General features: G+C 34.7%; 11 protein-coding genes and 1 tRNA gene. 7 read left to right on the top strand and 5 right to left on the bottom strand.

The genetic code is table 11. The features are described from left to right. Nucleotides 1-384: 384 nt before the first annotated feature. The 3 genes from GGR10_RS04500 to ilvC all read left to right on the top strand — a co-directional run bounded on the left by GGR10_RS04500 (nucleotide 385) and on the right by ilvC (nucleotide 4,052). Nucleotides 385-1,506 carry an ATP-dependent DNA helicase gene (locus GGR10_RS04500; protein WP_182480119.1) on the top strand — a complete coding sequence of 374 codons (1,122 nt, stop codon included), beginning with the start codon at nucleotides 385-387 and terminating at the stop codon, nucleotides 1,504-1,506. An 80-nt stretch (nucleotides 1,507-1,586) separates the two neighbouring features. Further along, nucleotides 1,587-2,321, top strand: coding sequence for a pyridoxine 5'-phosphate synthase (locus GGR10_RS04495; RefSeq protein WP_182480118.1), 735 nt, complete (start codon nucleotides 1,587-1,589; stop codon nucleotides 2,319-2,321). A 711-nt stretch (nucleotides 2,322-3,032) separates the two neighbouring features. After that, nucleotides 3,033-4,052: a ketol-acid reductoisomerase gene (gene ilvC, locus GGR10_RS04490; RefSeq protein ID WP_078689914.1), complete on the top strand. Its 1,020-nt coding sequence runs from the start codon at nucleotides 3,033-3,035 to the stop codon at nucleotides 4,050-4,052. An 86-nt stretch (nucleotides 4,053-4,138) separates the two neighbouring features. Here the strand turns inward: ilvC and cycA are convergent, their stop codons facing one another. Further along, nucleotides 4,139-5,539 (bottom strand): D-serine/D-alanine/glycine transporter, encoded by a 1,401-nt coding sequence (cycA, locus tag GGR10_RS04485; RefSeq protein WP_182480117.1) that lies wholly within the window; start codon nucleotides 5,537-5,539, stop codon nucleotides 4,139-4,141. A gap of 764 nt (nucleotides 5,540-6,303) precedes the next feature. Continuing rightward, nucleotides 6,304-6,379 (bottom strand) — tRNA-Lys (locus GGR10_RS04480). Nucleotides 6,380-6,856: 477 nt separating this feature from the next. Here GGR10_RS04480 and GGR10_RS04475 point away from each other — a divergent pair. After that, complete coding sequence (locus GGR10_RS04475) at nucleotides 6,857-8,431, top strand: TerC family protein (protein ID WP_182480116.1); 1,575 nt, start codon at nucleotides 6,857-6,859, stop codon at nucleotides 8,429-8,431. Nucleotides 8,432-8,801: 370 nt separating this feature from the next. Here GGR10_RS04475 and GGR10_RS04470 read toward each other — a convergent pair whose 3' ends face one another. Then, nucleotides 8,802-9,746 carry a lysylphosphatidylglycerol synthase transmembrane domain-containing protein gene (locus GGR10_RS04470; RefSeq protein ID WP_182480115.1) on the bottom strand — a complete coding sequence of 315 codons (945 nt, stop codon included), beginning with the start codon at nucleotides 9,744-9,746 and terminating at the stop codon, nucleotides 8,802-8,804. Nucleotides 9,747-10,881: 1,135 nt separating this feature from the next. Next, complete coding sequence (gene secD, locus GGR10_RS04465; RefSeq protein ID WP_182480114.1) at nucleotides 10,882-13,383, bottom strand: protein translocase subunit SecD; 2,502 nt, start codon at nucleotides 13,381-13,383, stop codon at nucleotides 10,882-10,884. A 606-nt stretch (nucleotides 13,384-13,989) separates the two neighbouring features. Between secD and GGR10_RS04460 the strand changes: the two genes are divergently transcribed. The 3 genes from GGR10_RS04460 to GGR10_RS04450 all read left to right on the top strand — a co-directional run bounded on the left by GGR10_RS04460 (nucleotide 13,990) and on the right by GGR10_RS04450 (nucleotide 18,497). Then, a complete protein-coding gene (locus tag GGR10_RS04460; RefSeq protein WP_182480113.1) occupies nucleotides 13,990-16,365 on the top strand; it encodes a mechanosensitive ion channel family protein in 2,376 nt (791 codons plus the stop codon). Further along, the gene (locus GGR10_RS04455) at nucleotides 16,359-16,631 is read left to right on the top strand and encodes a hypothetical protein (RefSeq protein WP_078689909.1); all 273 of its coding nucleotides are present in this window, start codon (nucleotides 16,359-16,361) and stop codon (nucleotides 16,629-16,631) included. Before GGR10_RS04460 ends, GGR10_RS04455 begins: the two co-directional genes overlap by 7 nt. A gap of 708 nt (nucleotides 16,632-17,339) precedes the next feature. Then, complete coding sequence (locus tag GGR10_RS04450) at nucleotides 17,340-18,497, top strand: tyrosine-type recombinase/integrase (protein ID WP_182480112.1); 1,158 nt, start codon at nucleotides 17,340-17,342, stop codon at nucleotides 18,495-18,497. Nucleotides 18,498-18,639: 142 nt separating this feature from the next. Here GGR10_RS04450 and GGR10_RS04445 read toward each other — a convergent pair whose 3' ends face one another. After that, nucleotides 18,640-18,855 carry a hypothetical protein gene (locus GGR10_RS04445; protein WP_010703951.1) on the bottom strand — a complete coding sequence of 72 codons (216 nt, stop codon included), beginning with the start codon at nucleotides 18,853-18,855 and terminating at the stop codon, nucleotides 18,640-18,642. Nucleotides 18,856-18,887 lie beyond the last annotated feature (32 nt).

Raw genomic sequence — 18,887 nt, 5'->3', positions numbered from 1 at the left:
TTAGAATATGGAAATTATTGCCATTTATTATATTGTGTTGGTTTGACTGTTTATCGGTCAAGTGGAATATTTTTCTTCAACAAGAGTAGACTTGATTAAGGGGGTATAGGCGTGAACAGGCACAAAGCTTTGTAAATGGTGAAAGTATTTTGTGTAAAATTAGTATGACAATGGATTATTTTAATTTTTAAATTATTGAAAACCTATCTAACATTGATCAATTTGGTAAATGCTCTACGTTTTTTGAAGTTTATAAAATATACTAAATTTTGGCTCAAAAATGAGCTGAGATTTTAAAGAAACCTAAGGATAAGCTTATCTTTGATAATAGTTTTTATTTTCAAAATGCTTGCTCTTTTTGTGCGAATCTTGTCTTGATAGACCATGCAGTTTTCATCAGAACAAGATAATGCGCTGAAGGCTGTAGCCGCGTGGTTGAAAGACGGGACCTCTCCTGTTTTTCGCCTTTTTGGCTATGCAGGAACGGGAAAAACAACACTTGCTCGCTATTTTGCAGAAACAATAGATGGTTCTGTTCAGTTTGCTGCGTTTACAGGTAAAGCAGCACAAGTTTTGCGTTCTAAGGGGGCAAGTAATGCTCGTACCATTCATTCATTGATTTATTGTCCTCGTGGTGAACAAGAAGTTTCTGATGAAGTCACAGGTAAAACATCTATAACACCAACATTTTCATTAAATCGACAAAGTCCAATTGCGCAGGCCAAGCTTGTTGTTGTGGATGAATGTTCAATGGTAGATGAACAATTAGCACGTGATTTGATGAGTTTTCGCACGCCAATTCTTGTCCTTGGTGATCCAGGTCAGTTGCCTCCCATATCAGGGGGCGGTTTTTTTTCTAATGGTACACCAGATTTTCTTTTATCAGAAATTCATCGACAAGCGTATGATAATCCAATTATTCGCCTAGCTATGGATGTACGTGAGGGGCGTGATATTGCTTATGGAGATTATGGGCTAGCGCGTGTTGTTAAGCGCAAAGAGCTTGATCAACAATTGGTATTAGATGCTGATCAACTTTTGGTAGGGCTGAATCGAACGCGCTATCTTTATAATAGGCGTTTGCGTGAGTTAAAGGGGTTTATAGAAAAATATCCGCAGGTTGGAGACAGGCTTGTGTGTTTGCGCAATGATTCAACAAAACGTTTGTTGAATGGCTCTTTGTGGACAGTTATGACTTCAAAGAAGGAACTTGTTAAACCAGGGATTCATCTTCTTGTTAATTCGGAAGAGAGCGAATGGGGAGTTGTAAAAATTAAACTGCTCAAAGCAATTTTTGAAAATCCTGAAGATGAAATTTCATGGCAAATAAAAAAGAGATACGATGACTTTGATTATGGGTATGCGTTGACTGTTCATAAAGCTCAAGGATCTCAATGGGATAATGTGGTTTTATTTGATGAAAGTTTTGCATTTCGTGATATGAATGCATGTTGGCTTTATACGGGGATTACGCGCGCAGCAAAACAGTTAACAATTGTTCGATAGGATAATAATTTTTATTGCCTGGTTTTACAGGGAATTGTATTTTTCTCTGTCTTTAAAATTTAATAGAAATGGAAGTGTGTATGGCAGTAAAACTTTCAGTTAATCTCAATGCTGTTGCTGTTTTACGTAATCGGCGCCATCTGCCATGGCCGAGTGTTACAGATATTGGGTATAAAGCACTTACAGCTGGTGCAGCAGGGTTGACGGTTCATCCACGGCCGGATGAAAGACACATTTGTTTTTCCGATTTACCAGATATACGTTTTTTAATTAACAATAATTTTCCCACTGCTGAATTTAATGTTGAAGGTTATCCAAGTGATACGTTTTTAGATATGGCAGAAAAATATGCTGATCAAATTACACTTGTGCCTGATGATCCAGCTCAGTCGACATCCGATCATGGTTGGGATTTTTCTAATGATGCGGAGTTTTTAATACCTATTGTACAACGCCTAAAAGAAAAGAAAATTCGTGTCTCATTATTTGCTAATCCAGTTGTAGAGGGTCTTGATATTGTTAAAACGATTGGTGCTGATCGTGTAGAGTTTTATACTGGAGCTTATGGTGGAGCATTTAAAGATAAGGAAAAACAGAAGCAGGAATTAGATAAACTTGTATTGGCGGCAAAAAAAGCCAGAGAATTGCAATTAGGTATCAATGCGGGACATGATCTGACAGTTTCTAATCTTCCTGCTCTTGTTAATCAAATACCTTGGCTTGATGAGGTTTCCATTGGCCATGGGCTTATCGCCGATGCGTTAGAATATGGAATACATGAGACTGTTCAGCGTTTCACCCGTTTATTAGTATAAATTTTACTTACATTAGTTTGTTAATGTGGGGTAAAATTTTCTTGTAAATCGGAAAAATTGCTTGTTTATAATTTATCCAAAATCATAGTCATTAAAAAATCGCAATTGATATTATTTGCGATTTAATAGCTTTATTCCAAATAGCGAATTGGATATTCATTTTAAGTTAAAATAAAAACCTTTAACAAGTGTAGAATCAAAATGTTACAATGTGTTGAGTGCACTGCTTATGGTTGACGGAAATATTTTATTATATAGCCGGTGTTTTTATAATTGTTATCAGTCGTTTAACATGGTATTTCCCTATTTAACCTGAAAGTAAAAATAAGAAATAAGCTTTAAAAAATTATTTTTGTTAACTAAGTAGAATTATACAGATGATTATCAATCATTTTAAAGAGTGGTTGTATTTTATCATAGGGTAGGTAAGATTGGTTTTAACGCCAAAGTATGACTAGGTTATTATGTTTATTATGATTTTTTACTATTTATTTTGAGATCTAAATATATTTTTAAAAAAAATCTTCGAATTTATAGTTTGGTTGTTTGCAATATGCGAATTTAAAAATTATTTAATTACCGTCTTATTGTGAGTGGAAGTTTGAGCATTTGTAAGGTGCAAAATACGTAGAGTGGTTTTTTACTCTTTTGTTTATTTGAGTGAAAGACATTTAAGCTTCAATTAAAGTGTAGATATAAAGGAATATTTTCATGCGTGTTTATTATGATTGTGATGCCAACGTTAATTTAATTAAAGAAAAAAAAGTAGCAATTATCGGTTATGGTTCACAAGGACGTGCACACGCGTTAAATTTAAAGGATTCTGGTGTTCAAAATATACAAATTGCTTTACGTCCAGGATCGGCAACGGCTAAAAAAGCCAAAACAGATGGTTTTAAAGTTGTTGATGTTTCTCAAGCAGCACAGTGGGCAGACCTTATTATGATGGCAACACCTGATGAGTTGCAGGCTGATATTTATAAAGAGCATGTTCATAATTATTTGCGTGATGGAGCGGCGATTGCTTTTGCTCATGGTTTGAATATTCATTTTGGCTTGATTGAGGTTAAGGAAACCATTGATGTTGTGATGGTTGCACCCAAAGGTCCAGGCCATACAGTGCGTGGCGAATATCAACGCGGTGGTGGTGTTCCTTGCTTAATTGCGATTGCGCAAGATGCTTCAGGTAATGCGCATGATGTGGCGTTATCTTATGCTTGTGGTATTGGTGGTGGACGTGCCGGTGTGATTGAAACAACTTTTAGAGAAGAATGTGAAACAGATCTTTTTGGAGAACAAGCTGTTCTTTGTGGTGGGCTTGTTGAGCTTATTCGTGCAGGTTTTGAAACATTAACAGAAGCAGGTTATGCACCTGAGATGGCTTATTTTGAGTGTTTACATGAGGTTAAATTGATTGTTGATCTCATTTATGAAGGCGGTATTGCAAACATGAATTATTCAATTTCCAATACAGCTGAATGGGGGGAATATATGTCTGGTCCACGCGTGATCACTGATAAAACCAAAACAGAGATGAAACGTATTTTAAGAGATATTCAAACAGGTAAATTTACATCAGATTGGATGCAAGAATATAAAGCTGGCGCAGCCCGTTTTAAAAGCATTCGACGTTTAAATGATGCACATCCTATTGAAGAAGTTGGTAAGAAACTACGCGCTATGATGCCTTGGATTAGCTCTAATGCTTTGGTTGATAAGGAACGTAACTGAGTTTTATTGGGTTATGCGTAAAAAAGCTTCAATATAAAACTAGGTAACAAGAACCCTTTTTTATGATGTGCTTTTACGCATAGCCTTTATTTTTTGTGTCTGATAAAATTCTTCTTTCCAAATATAAAATACATAACAGTTAAGAAAACAAACCAAAGTGATGTGTATTTTAAAGCTGCTAAAGTATCGGATTCTAGCGTCAATAAAGAGATAATAAAGGCGAAGAAAGCCAAAGTAACCCAGCACATAAAAACACCTCCTGGCATTTTATAGGTAGATGCATTATGTTGCGTAGGGTAATTGCGGCGGTAAGTAATATAGCTGATTAAAATCACGGACCATACAAATATAAATAAAATTGCTGAAATGGTTGTAACGATTGTAAAAGCACCTATAGCAGTTGGAGATAACGATGAGAAAATGTAGCCTAATAAAATGCACAGGCAAGAGAAGACTAATGCATTGGCTGGAACGTGATTGTTGGAAAGTTTTCCTAAAAAAGCAGGAGCTCCCTGTTTAGTAGCAAGGCCGTATATCATACGGCTAGTAGAAAAAATACCACTATTTGCAGAAGATGCTGCTGATGTAAGAACGACAAAATTGACTATGCCAGCAGAGATTGGAATACCAGCAAGCAAAAACATTTCTACAAATGGACTTTTATCTGGAACAACTTGATACCAAGGTATGACTGACATAATCACAAAAAGAGAGAAGATGTAAAAGAGTACAATACGAATAGGTATTGAGTTGATTGCTTTTGGTAATATCTTTTCAGGTTCTTTGACTTCAGCTGCAGTTGTTCCGGCAAGTTCAATGCCAGTAAAAGAAAAAATAGCAATTTGAAATCCAGCAAAAAATCCAGTGATTCCTCGAGGAAAGACATTTCCATCATTCCATACGTTACTAAGAGAGGAAACAGTGCCATTGGGGGAAGTAAAACCGATAAAAACCATATAAAATCCAACAATAATTAATACCAGAATTGCTATGATTTTGATAAGACCGAACCAGAATTCAAGTTCACCAAATAATTTTACGGCTACAAGGTTAAACATTAAGAAGAAAAGGATACAAATAGGAACGGGAATCCATGGGTTGAGTGTAGGCCACCAAAATTGTGCATAACTAATGATAGCAATAATATCTGCAACTCCGGTTACAATCCAACATAACCAATAAGTCCAACCAATAAAAAAACCAATAGTCGGCCCTAATAGTTCGGATGAAAAGTCCATAAAGGATCGATATTGTGTATTAGAAAGTAACAATTCTCCCATAGCTCGCATTACAAAATAGAGAATGCAACCAATAATGGCGTAAACTAGTATAATTGAGGGGCCTGCAACGCTGATTGTTTTGCCTGATCCCATGAAGAGACCTGTTCCGATAGCACCACCAATAGCAATAAGTTGTACGTGGCGATTATCTAATCCACGTTGTAATTCCTTTTTATAATCTTCAGCTAAATTTGGTTTATGGTCCATTTTTAGGAGATCCCCTTTATTATTTAAGACTAAATTACGCTAACAAAAAGACAATTTCCCATATGGAAGCATGATACAAGTGAGTCGTAAAGTAGAAAAACACTTTCAATAACTTTAAAGGTCAGTGGTTCATAGAGAAGAAAAGTGAATATAGTGATATAATATTGGTAAAACTCATCAATTTGTTCAAATAGAACAATGGAAGTTAATCTATAAACTTTAGGATATTACTCTTAATAAAGTAATTGGTATTTTGTAATATAGCAATTTACCAATTACTTTTGTAAAGCAGGTTGATGGTTGATAAAATAAGCGTGAAAATTTGTTATTCAAGTGATAACTGTAATTATGTTTTCTACACAAAGGGAACATGATTATAGCCGTTTTACTTACTATACTTTTTTATGAGTAAAGTTTGTTGGTAAGATGAGTGTGTGCTGAAATGAGTTATAATCAACAAATTTTAATAAAAATTGATATAGTCTATTTAAACATTCGTAAATATGTTTTCAATGTCAATTTATTTTTATTGAGAAAGTTTATTGTATTTATAGTTTTTTCATAGTGTCTAGTTTGCTTATATTATTTAATATAATGGATGACTCTTATAAAGCATTTTTGCTATAAAATTTAAAAGGGAATGATAGAGAACAGGTACAATAAATATTGAAAATTTTTGGTAATAAAATGGGAAGGAATTTCAATTTTAAATAGAAATATTGTGATATTATCACAAAATTTAACAATAAAATCTTATAAATAAATGGTGGGTGATGAGGGAATCGAACCCACGACCCGCTGATTAAGAGTCAGCTGCTCTACCGACTGAGCTAATCACCCAGGGTTCTTCCAAAGAAGAGAATGAGGGGTTCTATAACGTTCCTAGAGGAGGATGTCTAGATGGTCTCATTGTTTTTTGTAAGATAAATAAAATTTGTAGCTAAACCAGTAAGGCATATAAGCTTTATATAGTATTTTTTCTTGATCTTGTACAAAAATATCCATTATAAGATAATTCTACTAATAAATGTTCTAATTATCTATGCAGAACGGTGCTAAAGGATTGTCGAGCGTAATGCCCGAACAAAATTCAGAAGAATTTTCTTATAATATCAAACGATGTAAGCTTTTCTTTCACGGTATGAATCTTGTCAACATTCATATGAATTTAAATAATGCCTTGTGGCTACCTGCTTTTGGGTGCAATTTATTTGCATTCAATGTTATCGATCAATTGTGCGAATGAAAGCTTATGAATTTATTTCATCAACGATGCGCATTTAAGTTTTTTACAACCTTTTCAAAGGATGAACTATAATGGAATGGGTCATTGATCCCCATGTGTGGTTTGGTTTGGTTACGTTGATTTTCCTCGAAATTGTTTTAGGAATAGATAACCTTGTTTTCATTGCAATCTTAGCAGAAAAATTGCCATTACATTTACGTAATCGTGCACGTTTGGTAGGTTTAACTTTAGCATTAATTATGCGGCTTTGCCTTCTCATGGTTATTGGTTGGGTAATGAGTCTTGATAAAGTAATTTTTTCTATTGCATCCTTTGGTTTTAGTTGGCACAGCCTCATTTTAATTAGTGGTGGAGCTTTTTTGTTAGCAAAAGGAACGCTGGAGTTACATGAAAGATTGGAGGGGGCAGCACATGAAAGGAAAACTGGTGTTATTTATGCTGTTTTTTGGCAAGTGATTGTTCAAATTGTTGTACTTGATGCAGTGTTTTCTCTTGATAGTATTATTACTGCAACAGGCATGATTGCCAGAGATCAGGCAGTTGTTATGTACATAGCGGTTGTTGTTGCAATGGGTGTAATGATGTGGGGATCTGGCACCATTATGCGTTTGATTAGTCGTTATCCTACTATTGTCATTCTTTGTCTTGGTTTTTTGATGATGATTGGCTTTACTCTCATTGTTGAAGGACTGGGCTTTCACATTCCAAAAGGTTATTTGTATGCAGCTATAGGTTTTTCAGTTCTTATTGAGGTTTTAAATCAAATTGGGCGTCGTAATCGTGAAAAGATGGTTACAACAAATGATTTACGTGAGCGGACAGCTGATGCTGTGTTAAGGCTTTTAGGGGGAGGAAAAAAAGACGGTAATCTGAGTGAAACGGTAGATGTCATTGTTGAACAAGCGGCTATTTCTGAGCTTTTTCGACCAGAAGAAAAAGAAATGATACGTGGTGTTCTAGATTTAGCTGATCGTCCTGTGCGTTCTATTATGTCACCCCGTAATGAGATTGAATGGTTGGACTTGAACGGCAATGAGAGTGAGATGCGTGAAGAATTGCAAAAAGTTAAACATAGCCGTTTAATTCTTGCGCGCGAAAAAGTGGACGAATTTGTTGGCGTTGCTTTAACTAAAGATCTGCTTTTAAATTGGGCTGAAGATCAAAAGATTAATTGGCAAAAAGCTATGCGTGAACCACTTGTTGTTCATGAAAATACGAGTGTTTTACGATTGATGGAGCAATTACGCCATTCTTCAATCCAGCTTGCGATTATTGTGGATGAGCATGGATCTTTTGAAGGTATTGCAACACCAACGGACATTCTTGAGGCTATTGCTGGTGATTTTCCTGATGATGATGAAGAACATGTTGTGGTGGAGCGACTTGAAGATGGAAGTTTTCTTGTTGAGGGGTGTGCGGATATTCGCCATTTAAGTAGTTATCTTGAGCGTGATTTTGTTGATGAGGCAGACCGTTATACTACGCTTGCAGGGTTTATGCTTTGGCATTTTGGCCATTTACCAAATGAAGATGAAAGTTTTGAAACTGAAGGTTTGTGTTTTAAAGTAATTGAAATGGACCGTCGAAATATTTCTAAAGTGCTCATCTCTCCCCTTAATTTTGTAGCAAAAGAAGTAATGGTTTAGAAAATAAAAAGAATAACCAATTTTTTTATTATGCTTTTAATAGGCTTATACAAATTTATGAATATATAAAAGTATAGAAGTATTAAAAAGATTTATGTTAAAAAAGTAGTATTTATTCCGTTAATTTCTATATATTTATGTAAGGAATAATTACTGATCAATACATTGTTATGAGGTTATAAATATTATTTGAATTTAAATTGGTATCTATAATCGTGAAAAATATACGTTTATTTTAGTATATCGTTTATGTTGTGCATTTATAGGAAAATCAAGTAAATATACTGATTTTAGTATTAGTTAAAATTAGCACAATTCTTATTATTTGTTTGAACGCAAAAAAAGTGAAATGAGTTTAGCTTTTTTCAAGTTAGGTATGCTGCGTTCGTTTTCGATATTGGTGAATCTCAAAAATTGCTACAAAGAATAGTGAAATGATAAGCGGTATAATCAAATAGAGCATTCTAAATACAATAAGTGCTGCAATAACATTAGTAGGATCTATTTGAGGCATACCTGCCATGAATAAAGCTTCAAGTACACCTACGCCTCCTGCAGGGGCATTAGAGAGCAGGGTAATGGTAAAAGATGCTAGGAAAACGCCGAGTACAGAGATAAAACAAATATCAGTATTGTGTGGCAGTACGGCATATATAATTCCCGCTGCTCCTAAAAGTTCTAATGGGCTAATCAGAAGCTGTTGGATAACAATTTTAAGCCGTGGATAAGAAAGTTGAATTTTTTTGCTTATGTGTAAAGGTTTTAACTGAAACCAACTGCCGAAAGTGTATAGCGCTATAAAGGCGAGTAAAATTACACCAATTATTGTGCCAAGCCATACGGGAAGATCTTCGTAAATGAGCGTGATAATTTCAGGCTGCAGAATTAAAACGATGCCAGAAAGCAAGATTGTACCAATTACAAAAGTAAAGGAGCAAAAGCCAACTAATATTGCAACTTCTGTTCCACTTAACCCTTTCATTTTATAAGCACGGTAGCGTACAACAGCACCAGAAAAAACTGAAGCTCCAATATTGTGTGAAAGAGCATAAGTGGTAAATGAACAGATGGCAATGAATACCCAGGAAATTTTACGACTAAGATGTTGCAAAGCAATTCGGTCATATCCAGCAAGAGCTGCATAAGCGATGAGTGAACAAAAACAGGCCAGTAACCACTGATGTACTTTTAAATCGGCTAAACGATCCAGTACATCAATTAGAAAAATAGTTGATAGCTTTATATAAAGAATACGGATCGATATCAGCATTGTTAGAATACCGATAAATGGCCATATAAATTTTTTTAATTTCACACTTTTTATCCATTTCCGGGTTTTTATTTATGACTTTTATGCACATAATTCGTGATTATTCATTTTAGGTTGCAAATCATTGTTTTGCTAAATTTTCCATAATCTCAAGTGCTTTTTTGTCATTATCATTACAATGGCTACACATCAATTAATAAAACAAGCTGTTTTTGTTGTAAGTAGTGTATAAGCTTTAAGGTTGGGTATATTGGTTATGCATTATCCTACTTCAATAGTACAATAACATCTTTTTGTATATTTCTAAATATTAGTTGCATCAATAATTTCTTGTTTTATGGTATTTTTTGCTAATTGTTTCGATTTTATCTGCAATTATTCTACTGGCAAAAATATTTTTAAATCAAATACTTACCTTTGTTTGTTAAGGAAAAGCGCAAATCTATTTGCCAATACAGTTGTAATCACTCATCACAACATGACTGATTTTTTAAATAGTGAATAGGAACTCTAGGCTAGAATTTTTATTAATATTAAGAATTATTTGCGTATTTCATTAATTTACGTGAAAATTTCTCTAAATATTTTTAATTTTCCAAAGTTAATGAAAACGGAAAGATTTGAGCACAATAGAAAGAGCTATTTCTGCAAAGATCAAATCATAGAGGCATTATTCAAGAGATTCTGAGTTTGAATTTAATTTTGCGGGGATAAAAAATTTTCTAAAAACTACAATCCATAGTCCAGGTAGGAACGTAACCTTAAAGATAGCAAACGCCATTTGTATAATGATAACAAAGGTTGCAATGGCTTTGATAGATACAAGCATTTTAATAAAAATGCACTTCAACACCAAATATCAAAAAATGACAAATTTTTCAATGAGTTGATTGATAAGAGAGGGAGTTCTATTTTAGAACTGCTTGTATTTGGTTATGTACTAATAATCCTTAGAGAACAAGTATCTCGCCAGTAATGAAATACGTAAATGATAAGCAATTATTTCAGAAAGAGATGCTCAACATTGAATTCAATAACAATAATTGTAACTGGTAGCATATCATAGAATATAATTTTTTGAGATTTTTTGGTTATTTAAAACGATTGTATTTTTATAGGGAGAGAAAAATGGCACGTCATATGAATTGATGTGCCAATTAGGTTTATTGGGTTTTATTATTTATGCCTTCTCTTTTATTTTGCTTATACCCCAATTACTTAACAATAATAAAATAGGTGCTGCAATAAAGATAGAAGATAATGTGGCAATAATGATACCAAAGACCATAGGCAATGCAAAATTATAGACAGCACTTCCACCCCATAATGCCATAGGCAACATGGCTAATATTGTAGTGGTTGATGTGAAGAGACAGCGTGTAAAAACTTGATTAATCGAGAGGTCTATCAACTGATACATAGGCATTTTTTTATAAAGACGCATATTTTCACGCATGCGGTCATAAACAACTACTTTATCGTTAATCGAGTAGCCAACAATCGTTAAAAGGGCGGCAATAGCGGTCAAATTAAAATCAAATTGAAACAAAGCAAAAAGACCAATCATTTTTGCGATATCAAGAATGAGTGTAACAATTGCTCCAACTGCAAAGAACCATTCAAAGCGCCACCAAATGTAGAGTGACATAGCAATTGCTGCTAGTATAACAGCAATAACACTAGCTGTAACAAATTCTTCTGAAATCTTAGGGCCAACAATTTCTATTTGATCAAATATAGTATCTGGGTAGATATTCTGTATGACTGCCTTAACCTTATCCATGGCAACGGTTTGTTGTATTTCATCACCGTTTTGTTTCTGGATACGAATTAAAACTGTGTGTGCGTTGTCAATATTTTGTAATTTTACTTCACCAATATTAAGGGCGGAAAGTGTTGAGCGCAGGGTAGCCAAATTTGCTGGTGCCTTTGTTGTTATACTCATTTGGCTGCCACCAATAAAATCGATACCAAAATTCAAACCAGGTTTAAAGAACAGAAAAATTGAAGCAAGTGATAAAATAATTGAAATACCAATACCTATAAAACGGGCTTTCATAAAGTGGAAAGTTGTATTGTATAGGGTAAAGTCAAAGAAGGGTTGAATACGCAACGTCTTTATTTTCCATTTACGGACAACCCAAACCATGATGATACGCACTATGGTGATATCAGTGAACATGGAAATAATAATTCCAAGTAACATTGTGATTGCAAAACCGCGAACAGGGCCGTTACCAAACCAAAAAAGTAAAATGGTTGCAATAATAGCTGTAACATTGGCATCAACAATGGTCGCAAAAGCTTGTTTAAAACCGCGATCTAAGGCAGCAAAGGCGCTGACGCCTTTTCGACTTTCTTCTCGAATACGTTCATTAATCAAAATGTTGGCATCTACAGCAATGCCAATACCCAAAATAATACCAGCAATACCTGGCAGTGTGAGTGTAGCACCGAGAAGACTTAATGCTGCAAGTGTCAAAATAGTATGTAATGCTAGCGCTATGTCGGTGATAATGCCCCAAATGCCATATAGAAGAAACATGAAAATGGCGACAAGAATAAAGCCTATAATTCCTGTATAAAGTCCCATTTTAATAGCGTCTGCACCAAGATCTGGGCCTACAGTTCTTTCTTCAATAACAATTAATGGTGCGGGCAAAGAGCCAGCTCGCAGTAAAGCAGCAAGGGTTGATGCTTCTTTTATATCAAAATTTCCTGTGATTTGACCCTGTCCATTAGGGATAACGCCATTAATAACAGGAGCGGTCAAAACTTTGTTATCAAGAACGATTGCAAAGGGACGGTTAATGTTTTTACGTGTTATTTCCGCAAATATTTTAGAACCAATTGAATTCATGGTGAATGAGATAATAGCACGCCCTGGCATTTGCGGGTCAAAACCTGCACGTGCATCTTTTAGTACATTTCCATCCAAAGCAATTTGATCATAAATTGCATAATGTTGACTTTCATCAGTATACCCAGGGAGAATTGAAACACCTATAGGTGGGGTGTTTACATCCACATTGGAAGGAACAAGATGGAAGGTCATTTTTGCGGTTGTTCCTAGAAGATCACGTAATTGCTTTGGATCTTGGAGACCAGGCAATTGAACCATAATACGATTAGTTCCTACTTTTTGAATGGCTGGTTCAGCTACACCTATTTGATCAATACGTCGGCGAATGATTTCTAAGCTTTGTTCAACAGTGTTTTTAATACGATCCTTAATACCAGATTCAGTTAATGTTACACGGATATTCTCATTTTGAGTGCTAATAGCGATATCATTGGTTGTGGTACCAAAGCTATTTTGTATCGGCATGATCAATGTTTCTAAAGCAGTAACAGCTTTTTGATTTTGTGTAGGATCTGAAATAACAATAATAATGTCATCTTCAATGATACGAATATTGGATGTACGGATTTTTTGTTCACGCAGTTTTGTGCGTACATTGTCTAAAATTGTGCGTAACTGATCACGCTTTAATGTTTTTACATCAACTTCCAGTAAGAGAGAAGATCCTCCTTGAAGATCAAGTCCAAGCGTCACGTGGGTGTTAGGCAGGAATTTAGAGTTTTTAATTTGTTCTTGTGAGAATAAATTAGGTAATGCAACATAAATGCCGCTTAAAAGGATAAGGCAATAGAGAGTAATTAGCCAGCCAGGTGTACGCATGATATATTCCAACTAATAGAACACTGTAAGAGTTATTGAAGTTAAGCGCGCAAAGTAAAATTAAAATGATAATTTTGCAGCTCAAACAACGGAAGGAGCATGTTAATTTAAAAAGTATTATTTTTGAAGACTATAACACCTTATATGAGCAATAATTATAGGATTTGAAAATATATTCAATGCCTGTTTAGAAAGTTGCAACAGGTCAATCATAGTGGGTATAAGCTGTTATACATTTTTGTTTGTAATCATTGTGAAATTCAGTTGATTGTATTTATTTTCTAGATAAAACCATAATACCTACTACATTATCAGTATGTCGTACTCTGATCAAGTGCATACGCATTTCTAAGTTATTAAGCAGCTACATTGCTCATGTTGCACAAAAAAACAAATTGTACAAAAGAGAAAATTTTTTGCAATATAAGAGCAAAAAACATGCTAAATTATTTTTTGTCTTATTAATTTTAGGTCTATTTAGTCTCCTTTATTAGCATTATTGGGTGAGGGGAGGCTTTTATGGGATTATTCTTATGAGAGTTGGAAATATTATCTTATGCCATATTTAAAAAGGAATTACTCTTTTTACTTATTTTTAGGGCGGATATGTATTTATTCTTTAAAAAAAAATTATATGTTTTTTTCTCAATCATCACGATTAGTGTTTTATTTAGCGCTTTTTCATGGGGAAATTTAGCATCTCCAACTACAGAAATTGGGCAATCAATAACTTCACAATTGGTTGAAGAAATTGTTCAGCAACAACAGCCAATTCTTGAGACTCTTAAGCAAGATATCGAGTCTTTACAAAAAAACTTTGAAAGTGAATCAGAAGATGAGCACATTTTAAAAGAATGGCGGTTGCAGGCACAAGATATAAGTAAGCGTGCTTTAGAAGCTGCATTTGTTTTACGCGCTCCTCTTAATAACATTAATATACTTCTTAGCCAGTCGGCTGAACTACAAGATGGTCAAACAGACTTAGAAAGCCAAAATAAAGAACGCTCTAGTCTGATAGAGCAAAAGGCTAAAATTAATAGTATAGTATGTCAGTTTGAAGAGATATTTTTGACTGCAAATAAGATGACGGAACGTGCTATTTCTCAATCTCGAGCATTGTTTACGCGCGCCCTTACGTACAAATTTGAATTTTCAATGTCAATGCTTGAAGATATTATTACAAAAACCAAAGAGGCTTCATTTGATTTTATTTCGTTGTTTAACTCTTGGTGGAAATTTGTGTATCATTTCAAACCATTACAATTACTTTCTACCTTTTTTATTCCACTGATTGTTGCTTTAGGTCTTTCTTATTTTTCGCACAAAAGTATTGCGCACGTAAGCTCCCGTGTTATCAAAGGTAATGACGAAGTCCCTTATCTACAGCGTTTATTGGTTGCTTTTATTTCAATTCTTTTGCCTTCATTTGTATGTGTTCTTTGCATTTATTTGACATTTTTCCTATTGCACCATTTCAGTTTGACTTTGGGGAAGCTTACAGAAGTATTTCATACAATTGGGCACCAGGTTATTATGGTCTTCTTGATAAACCGTATAGCAGTTGCTCTTTTATCACCAAAAATGGCGCCTATCCGCCTTTTGAATATTGCACCATCGCCAGCATATCAATTGATAATTTTGCTTACTTTGTTAGGTGGAGTTTTAGCGCTTGATGCTGTTTTTGATAGTATTTATTGGGCGGTTTCAGCATCTCTTTCTTTAACAATTGCTAAAAGCTTTATTGCTGTTTTTCTTGTAGGAGTTTTGTTGTTTATCATTGCGTTTATACCTTTGCAGTTTAGGCGCAAGCGTTTTCAAAATGAAGAAATAAAACCACTACCTTGGCCACTTTATATACGTATTCCTCTCTTTGTATTGGGATTATTTCTTATTGTGATGGATTTTTTAGGTTATATTGGTTTGGCACGGTTTGTCGTGCAGCTGATTGTGACCAGTAGTGCATTTTTAATTTTGATGTATTTGGGGATACAAAGTACACGTGCTATCGCATCTAAAGGGGAATTTATCAAAACAGGAATTGGTCACACTTTGATGAAATGGTTTCATTTCGAAGAAAAAACGATGGATCAATTAGGAGTTGTTATTAGTATTCTTCTTAATGTGGTCGTGTTTGTACTTTGTACAATACCGATTATTGGGAAGTTTGGATTTTCGTATTCTGAAATAGGGGCACTATTTTGGCAATTAATGACAGGTTTTCAGATTGGAAATATATCTATTTCTTTGATTTCTATTGTCATGGGAATAATTGTTTTCTTTGTTTGTTTGTTCATTATTCGTCTATTTATTTGTTGGCTAGACGGCACAGTAATGGAGCGCGGAGAATTCGATCTGGGTGTGCGTAATTCTATCAAAACGGTCATAAGCTATGGGGGTATCGCTTTGTCGGTCTTGTTAGGAATGTCAACAGCAGGTTTTAATCTTAGTAGTTTGGCGCTCGTTGCTGGAGGGCTTTCACTTGGTATCGGTTTTGGTTTGCAAAATATTGTCCAAAATTTTGTATCTGGGCTTATTATTTTAATTGGGCGGCCATTTAAATTAGGTGATTATGTAGAATCAGGATCAGTTCGTGGTATTGTCAAACGTATTAGTGTGCGTGCAACTGAACTTGAGACATTTCAGCGCCAGACAATCATTATTCCTAACTCAAATCTCATCAATAACAACGTAAATAATTGGACACGTCGTAGCAAAATGGGGCGAATTGATATACCCTTGACTGTTGCAACTAATGTTGATCCAGAATACGTCGTTCAAATATTGCTAGAGATTGCTTCTGCGACGGAAGGGGTTTTGAAAAACCCCGCACCGCAGGTGAATTTTACTGGATTTGATAAACAAAACTTTTCATTTACCTTGGCTATTTACGTACCTAATATCACTTCTACTTCTAAGGTAAACAATGCTCTTCGCTTTATGCTTTATAAACGTTTTTTTGAAGAAGGGATTTTAGAGTGCTAAAATATTTTTATATTTTTATTACGGTGACACTGTTCAGTGTTTTTTCTATGAAAGTTTTTGCAGCAACTGTGAAAAATAATGGTTTAACAGTACAGTTGCTTATTATTGCTGAAGGAAGTGCACGTTCAAATATTTCACTAGATACTGGCCAAATGATTACAGTTTGTACAAAGGGCTGTTTTATTACTTTTTCCAATAAGGATAATTACGCAATAAAAGCAGACGATACTATAGAGATAGACGAAAGTAGAGTATTTTTTAAGTAAAATAGTTTGTGATTCTTTTATTATAAGGCGCTTGTTGGAAGGTTTTATAGTAAAGCTTTCTGATCTATTTGGTTATAGAATTGATGATATATTTGTAAAAATTTTGGTGCTTTTTCATAAAAAAGATTGAGCAATCTTCAAGAAGATCAGAGAGAAAATAAGAAGACGGCTGATACGCATTTATTATGCTTAATTCAGATATGTAAAATCAGTTGCTTGGAAAAGCTATATAGATCTTAAATTTCATTAACTACAAAAGATGTTCAAACTGTAGAACTTAAAATTGCTTTTAAAAAGTGTTTAGGGCAATTGCATCCAGTTCATAGTGGCAGCCCTAACTGTTTAGCGGAGCATTATTAGTAAATTGCCAAAAAGGCATGATAAAAAATGCTTTAACAGGACTCTTTATTTACAATTTTGGTAATTACTGCGCAGTTTGATAACGCTATAATTCTTTATATAAGATGATTTAAAGTGATTTTTTATCACTTCCAATAAAACTGGAATAGAAAAATATTTTATATAATTAATGGTGCGGACGGCGGCGAAGTATATTTTAGCAAGTAGAATCCAATCACATAAAATAGTGCAAAGACGTGTTGCTATATATAGCTTTTTATGATGCAGTAAGAAAATTAATGATTAAATAAAAAATCTAATATCAAAAAATAAAGGTGGACTTAAAGGTGGTCTAGAAAGGAGAGTTAAGTGAGGGCGATTCATAGGTTATCAGCATCCTTTGTAAAGACATCTCCTCAGGGCAAGCATTGTGATGGAGCAGGTTTGTGGTTGAATGTTCGAAAAGACAATACACGCGCTTGGTTTTTTCGTTATACATACCGCAATAAACGCCGTGAAATGGGGCTTGGTTCTGTTACCAAAATTTCTTTAAAAGAAGCACGCGAGCTTGCTAAACATTATAGCGATATTCTTAAAGATGGCAATGATCCTATTGTGTTTCGAGAACAAAGCATTTTAAGGCAGCAAAGTAATGTTTTTCAAGAAATTGCTCAAGCAGCTTTTGAGAGTAAAAAAGCTGAGTTAAAAAATGAAGGTAAAAATGGTCGTTGGTTTTCTCCACTAGAGTTACACGTTATTCCACATATAGGCAATCTTCCTATAGAAAAATTAACAGCGAATATTATTCGCAATGTTCTTGCTCCACTTTGGCATAAAAAGGGAGATACAGCGCAAAAAGCACTTAATCGTATCAATATTTGCTTGAAATACGCTGCTGCTCTTGGCTTGGATGTTGATTTACAGGCTTGTATGAAAGCACGCGCTCTTTTGGGAAAGTCACGCGCTATATCAACAAATATTCCTGCTATGCCATGGCGGGAAGTTCCGGCTTTTTATCAAAACTTAAATGATGATCTCCTTTCAAATTTAGCACTGAAATTATTGATTTTGACTGGAGTACGGTCGTATCCCTTGCGATATTTGCGTCTTGAGCAAATTGATAAAAATATATGGACGATACCAAAAGAAAATATGAAGGGTATTGTGGGAAAAGTTTCAGACTTTCGTGTACCGCTAAGTGGTGAAGCTTTAAGAGTCATTGAAAAAGCTCTCCTCTTTGAAAAAAATGGTTTTCTATTTTCTGGTCTTAAAGGCACACCGATTTATGCTGCAAGTATGGCAAAGTATATGGCATCTTGTGGCTTAAAGTATCGTCCTCATGGTTTTCTCTCAAGTTTGCGAGACTGGATAGCAGAAACAACATCAACACCATTTGAGATTGCCGAAACTGTCCTTGCTCATTCAGTTGGTAGTTCAGTGACAAAAGCTTACATGCGAACAGATTTTTTAGAACAACGACATGATCTCTTAGAACAGTGGGCTACATTTGTATCAGGAACGATTTGAATTCTTGTTAACAGGCTTCCACTCACATAACTGTTTACCGTGCTCATTATGTTTTAAAATGTCTCGCGCTAAGTTTGAACTGATCGCATTGAGATCTTTTCTATCCAAATAAATAGGCAACCACCCGACACAAGAAGTGTATTTATTTGTCGCGCACCCAGTTAGAAAGAGCAGCACGTATATCATCGTCATGTTTCTTATTAATTTCATTTTCTATTTCTAACCTTGTTGTAGCTGCCTTTAAAGATTCCTCTGTTTGTTTGTGTTGTTCAACTTTCTTTCCAAGACGAAAGGCCTTTGCTAAAGCTATAAAAAAAGTGACGGATGTTGTTATTGCAATCGCCAAATATTTTTTCACTCACGGCTCTCCTTTTTGCTTAAACTAACTTC

This window comes from Bartonella chomelii (genome assembly GCF_014138465.1).
Taxonomy (GTDB): Bacteria; Pseudomonadota; Alphaproteobacteria; order Rhizobiales; family Rhizobiaceae; genus Bartonella; species Bartonella schoenbuchensis.
This window is presented reverse-complemented; position numbering and strand designations above follow the sequence as displayed.

Coding starts and splice junctions, on each gene's coding strand:
- GGR10_RS04495 (WP_182480118.1), top strand. CDS start 1,587: ATGGCAGTAAAACTTTCAGTTAATCTCAATGCTGTTGCTGTTTTACGT.
- GGR10_RS04500 (WP_182480119.1), top strand. CDS start 385: ATGCAGTTTTCATCAGAACAAGATAATGCGCTGAAGGCTGTAGCCGCG.
- GGR10_RS04460 (WP_182480113.1), top strand. CDS start 13,990: ATGTATTTATTCTTTAAAAAAAAATTATATGTTTTTTTCTCAATCATC.
- ilvC (WP_078689914.1), top strand. CDS start 3,033: ATGCGTGTTTATTATGATTGTGATGCCAACGTTAATTTAATTAAAGAA.
- secD (WP_182480114.1), bottom strand. CDS start 13,383: ATGCGTACACCTGGCTGGCTAATTACTCTCTATTGCCTTATCCTTTTA.
- GGR10_RS04475 (WP_182480116.1), top strand. CDS start 6,857: ATGGAATGGGTCATTGATCCCCATGTGTGGTTTGGTTTGGTTACGTTG.
- cycA (WP_182480117.1), bottom strand. CDS start 5,539: ATGGACCATAAACCAAATTTAGCTGAAGATTATAAAAAGGAATTACAA.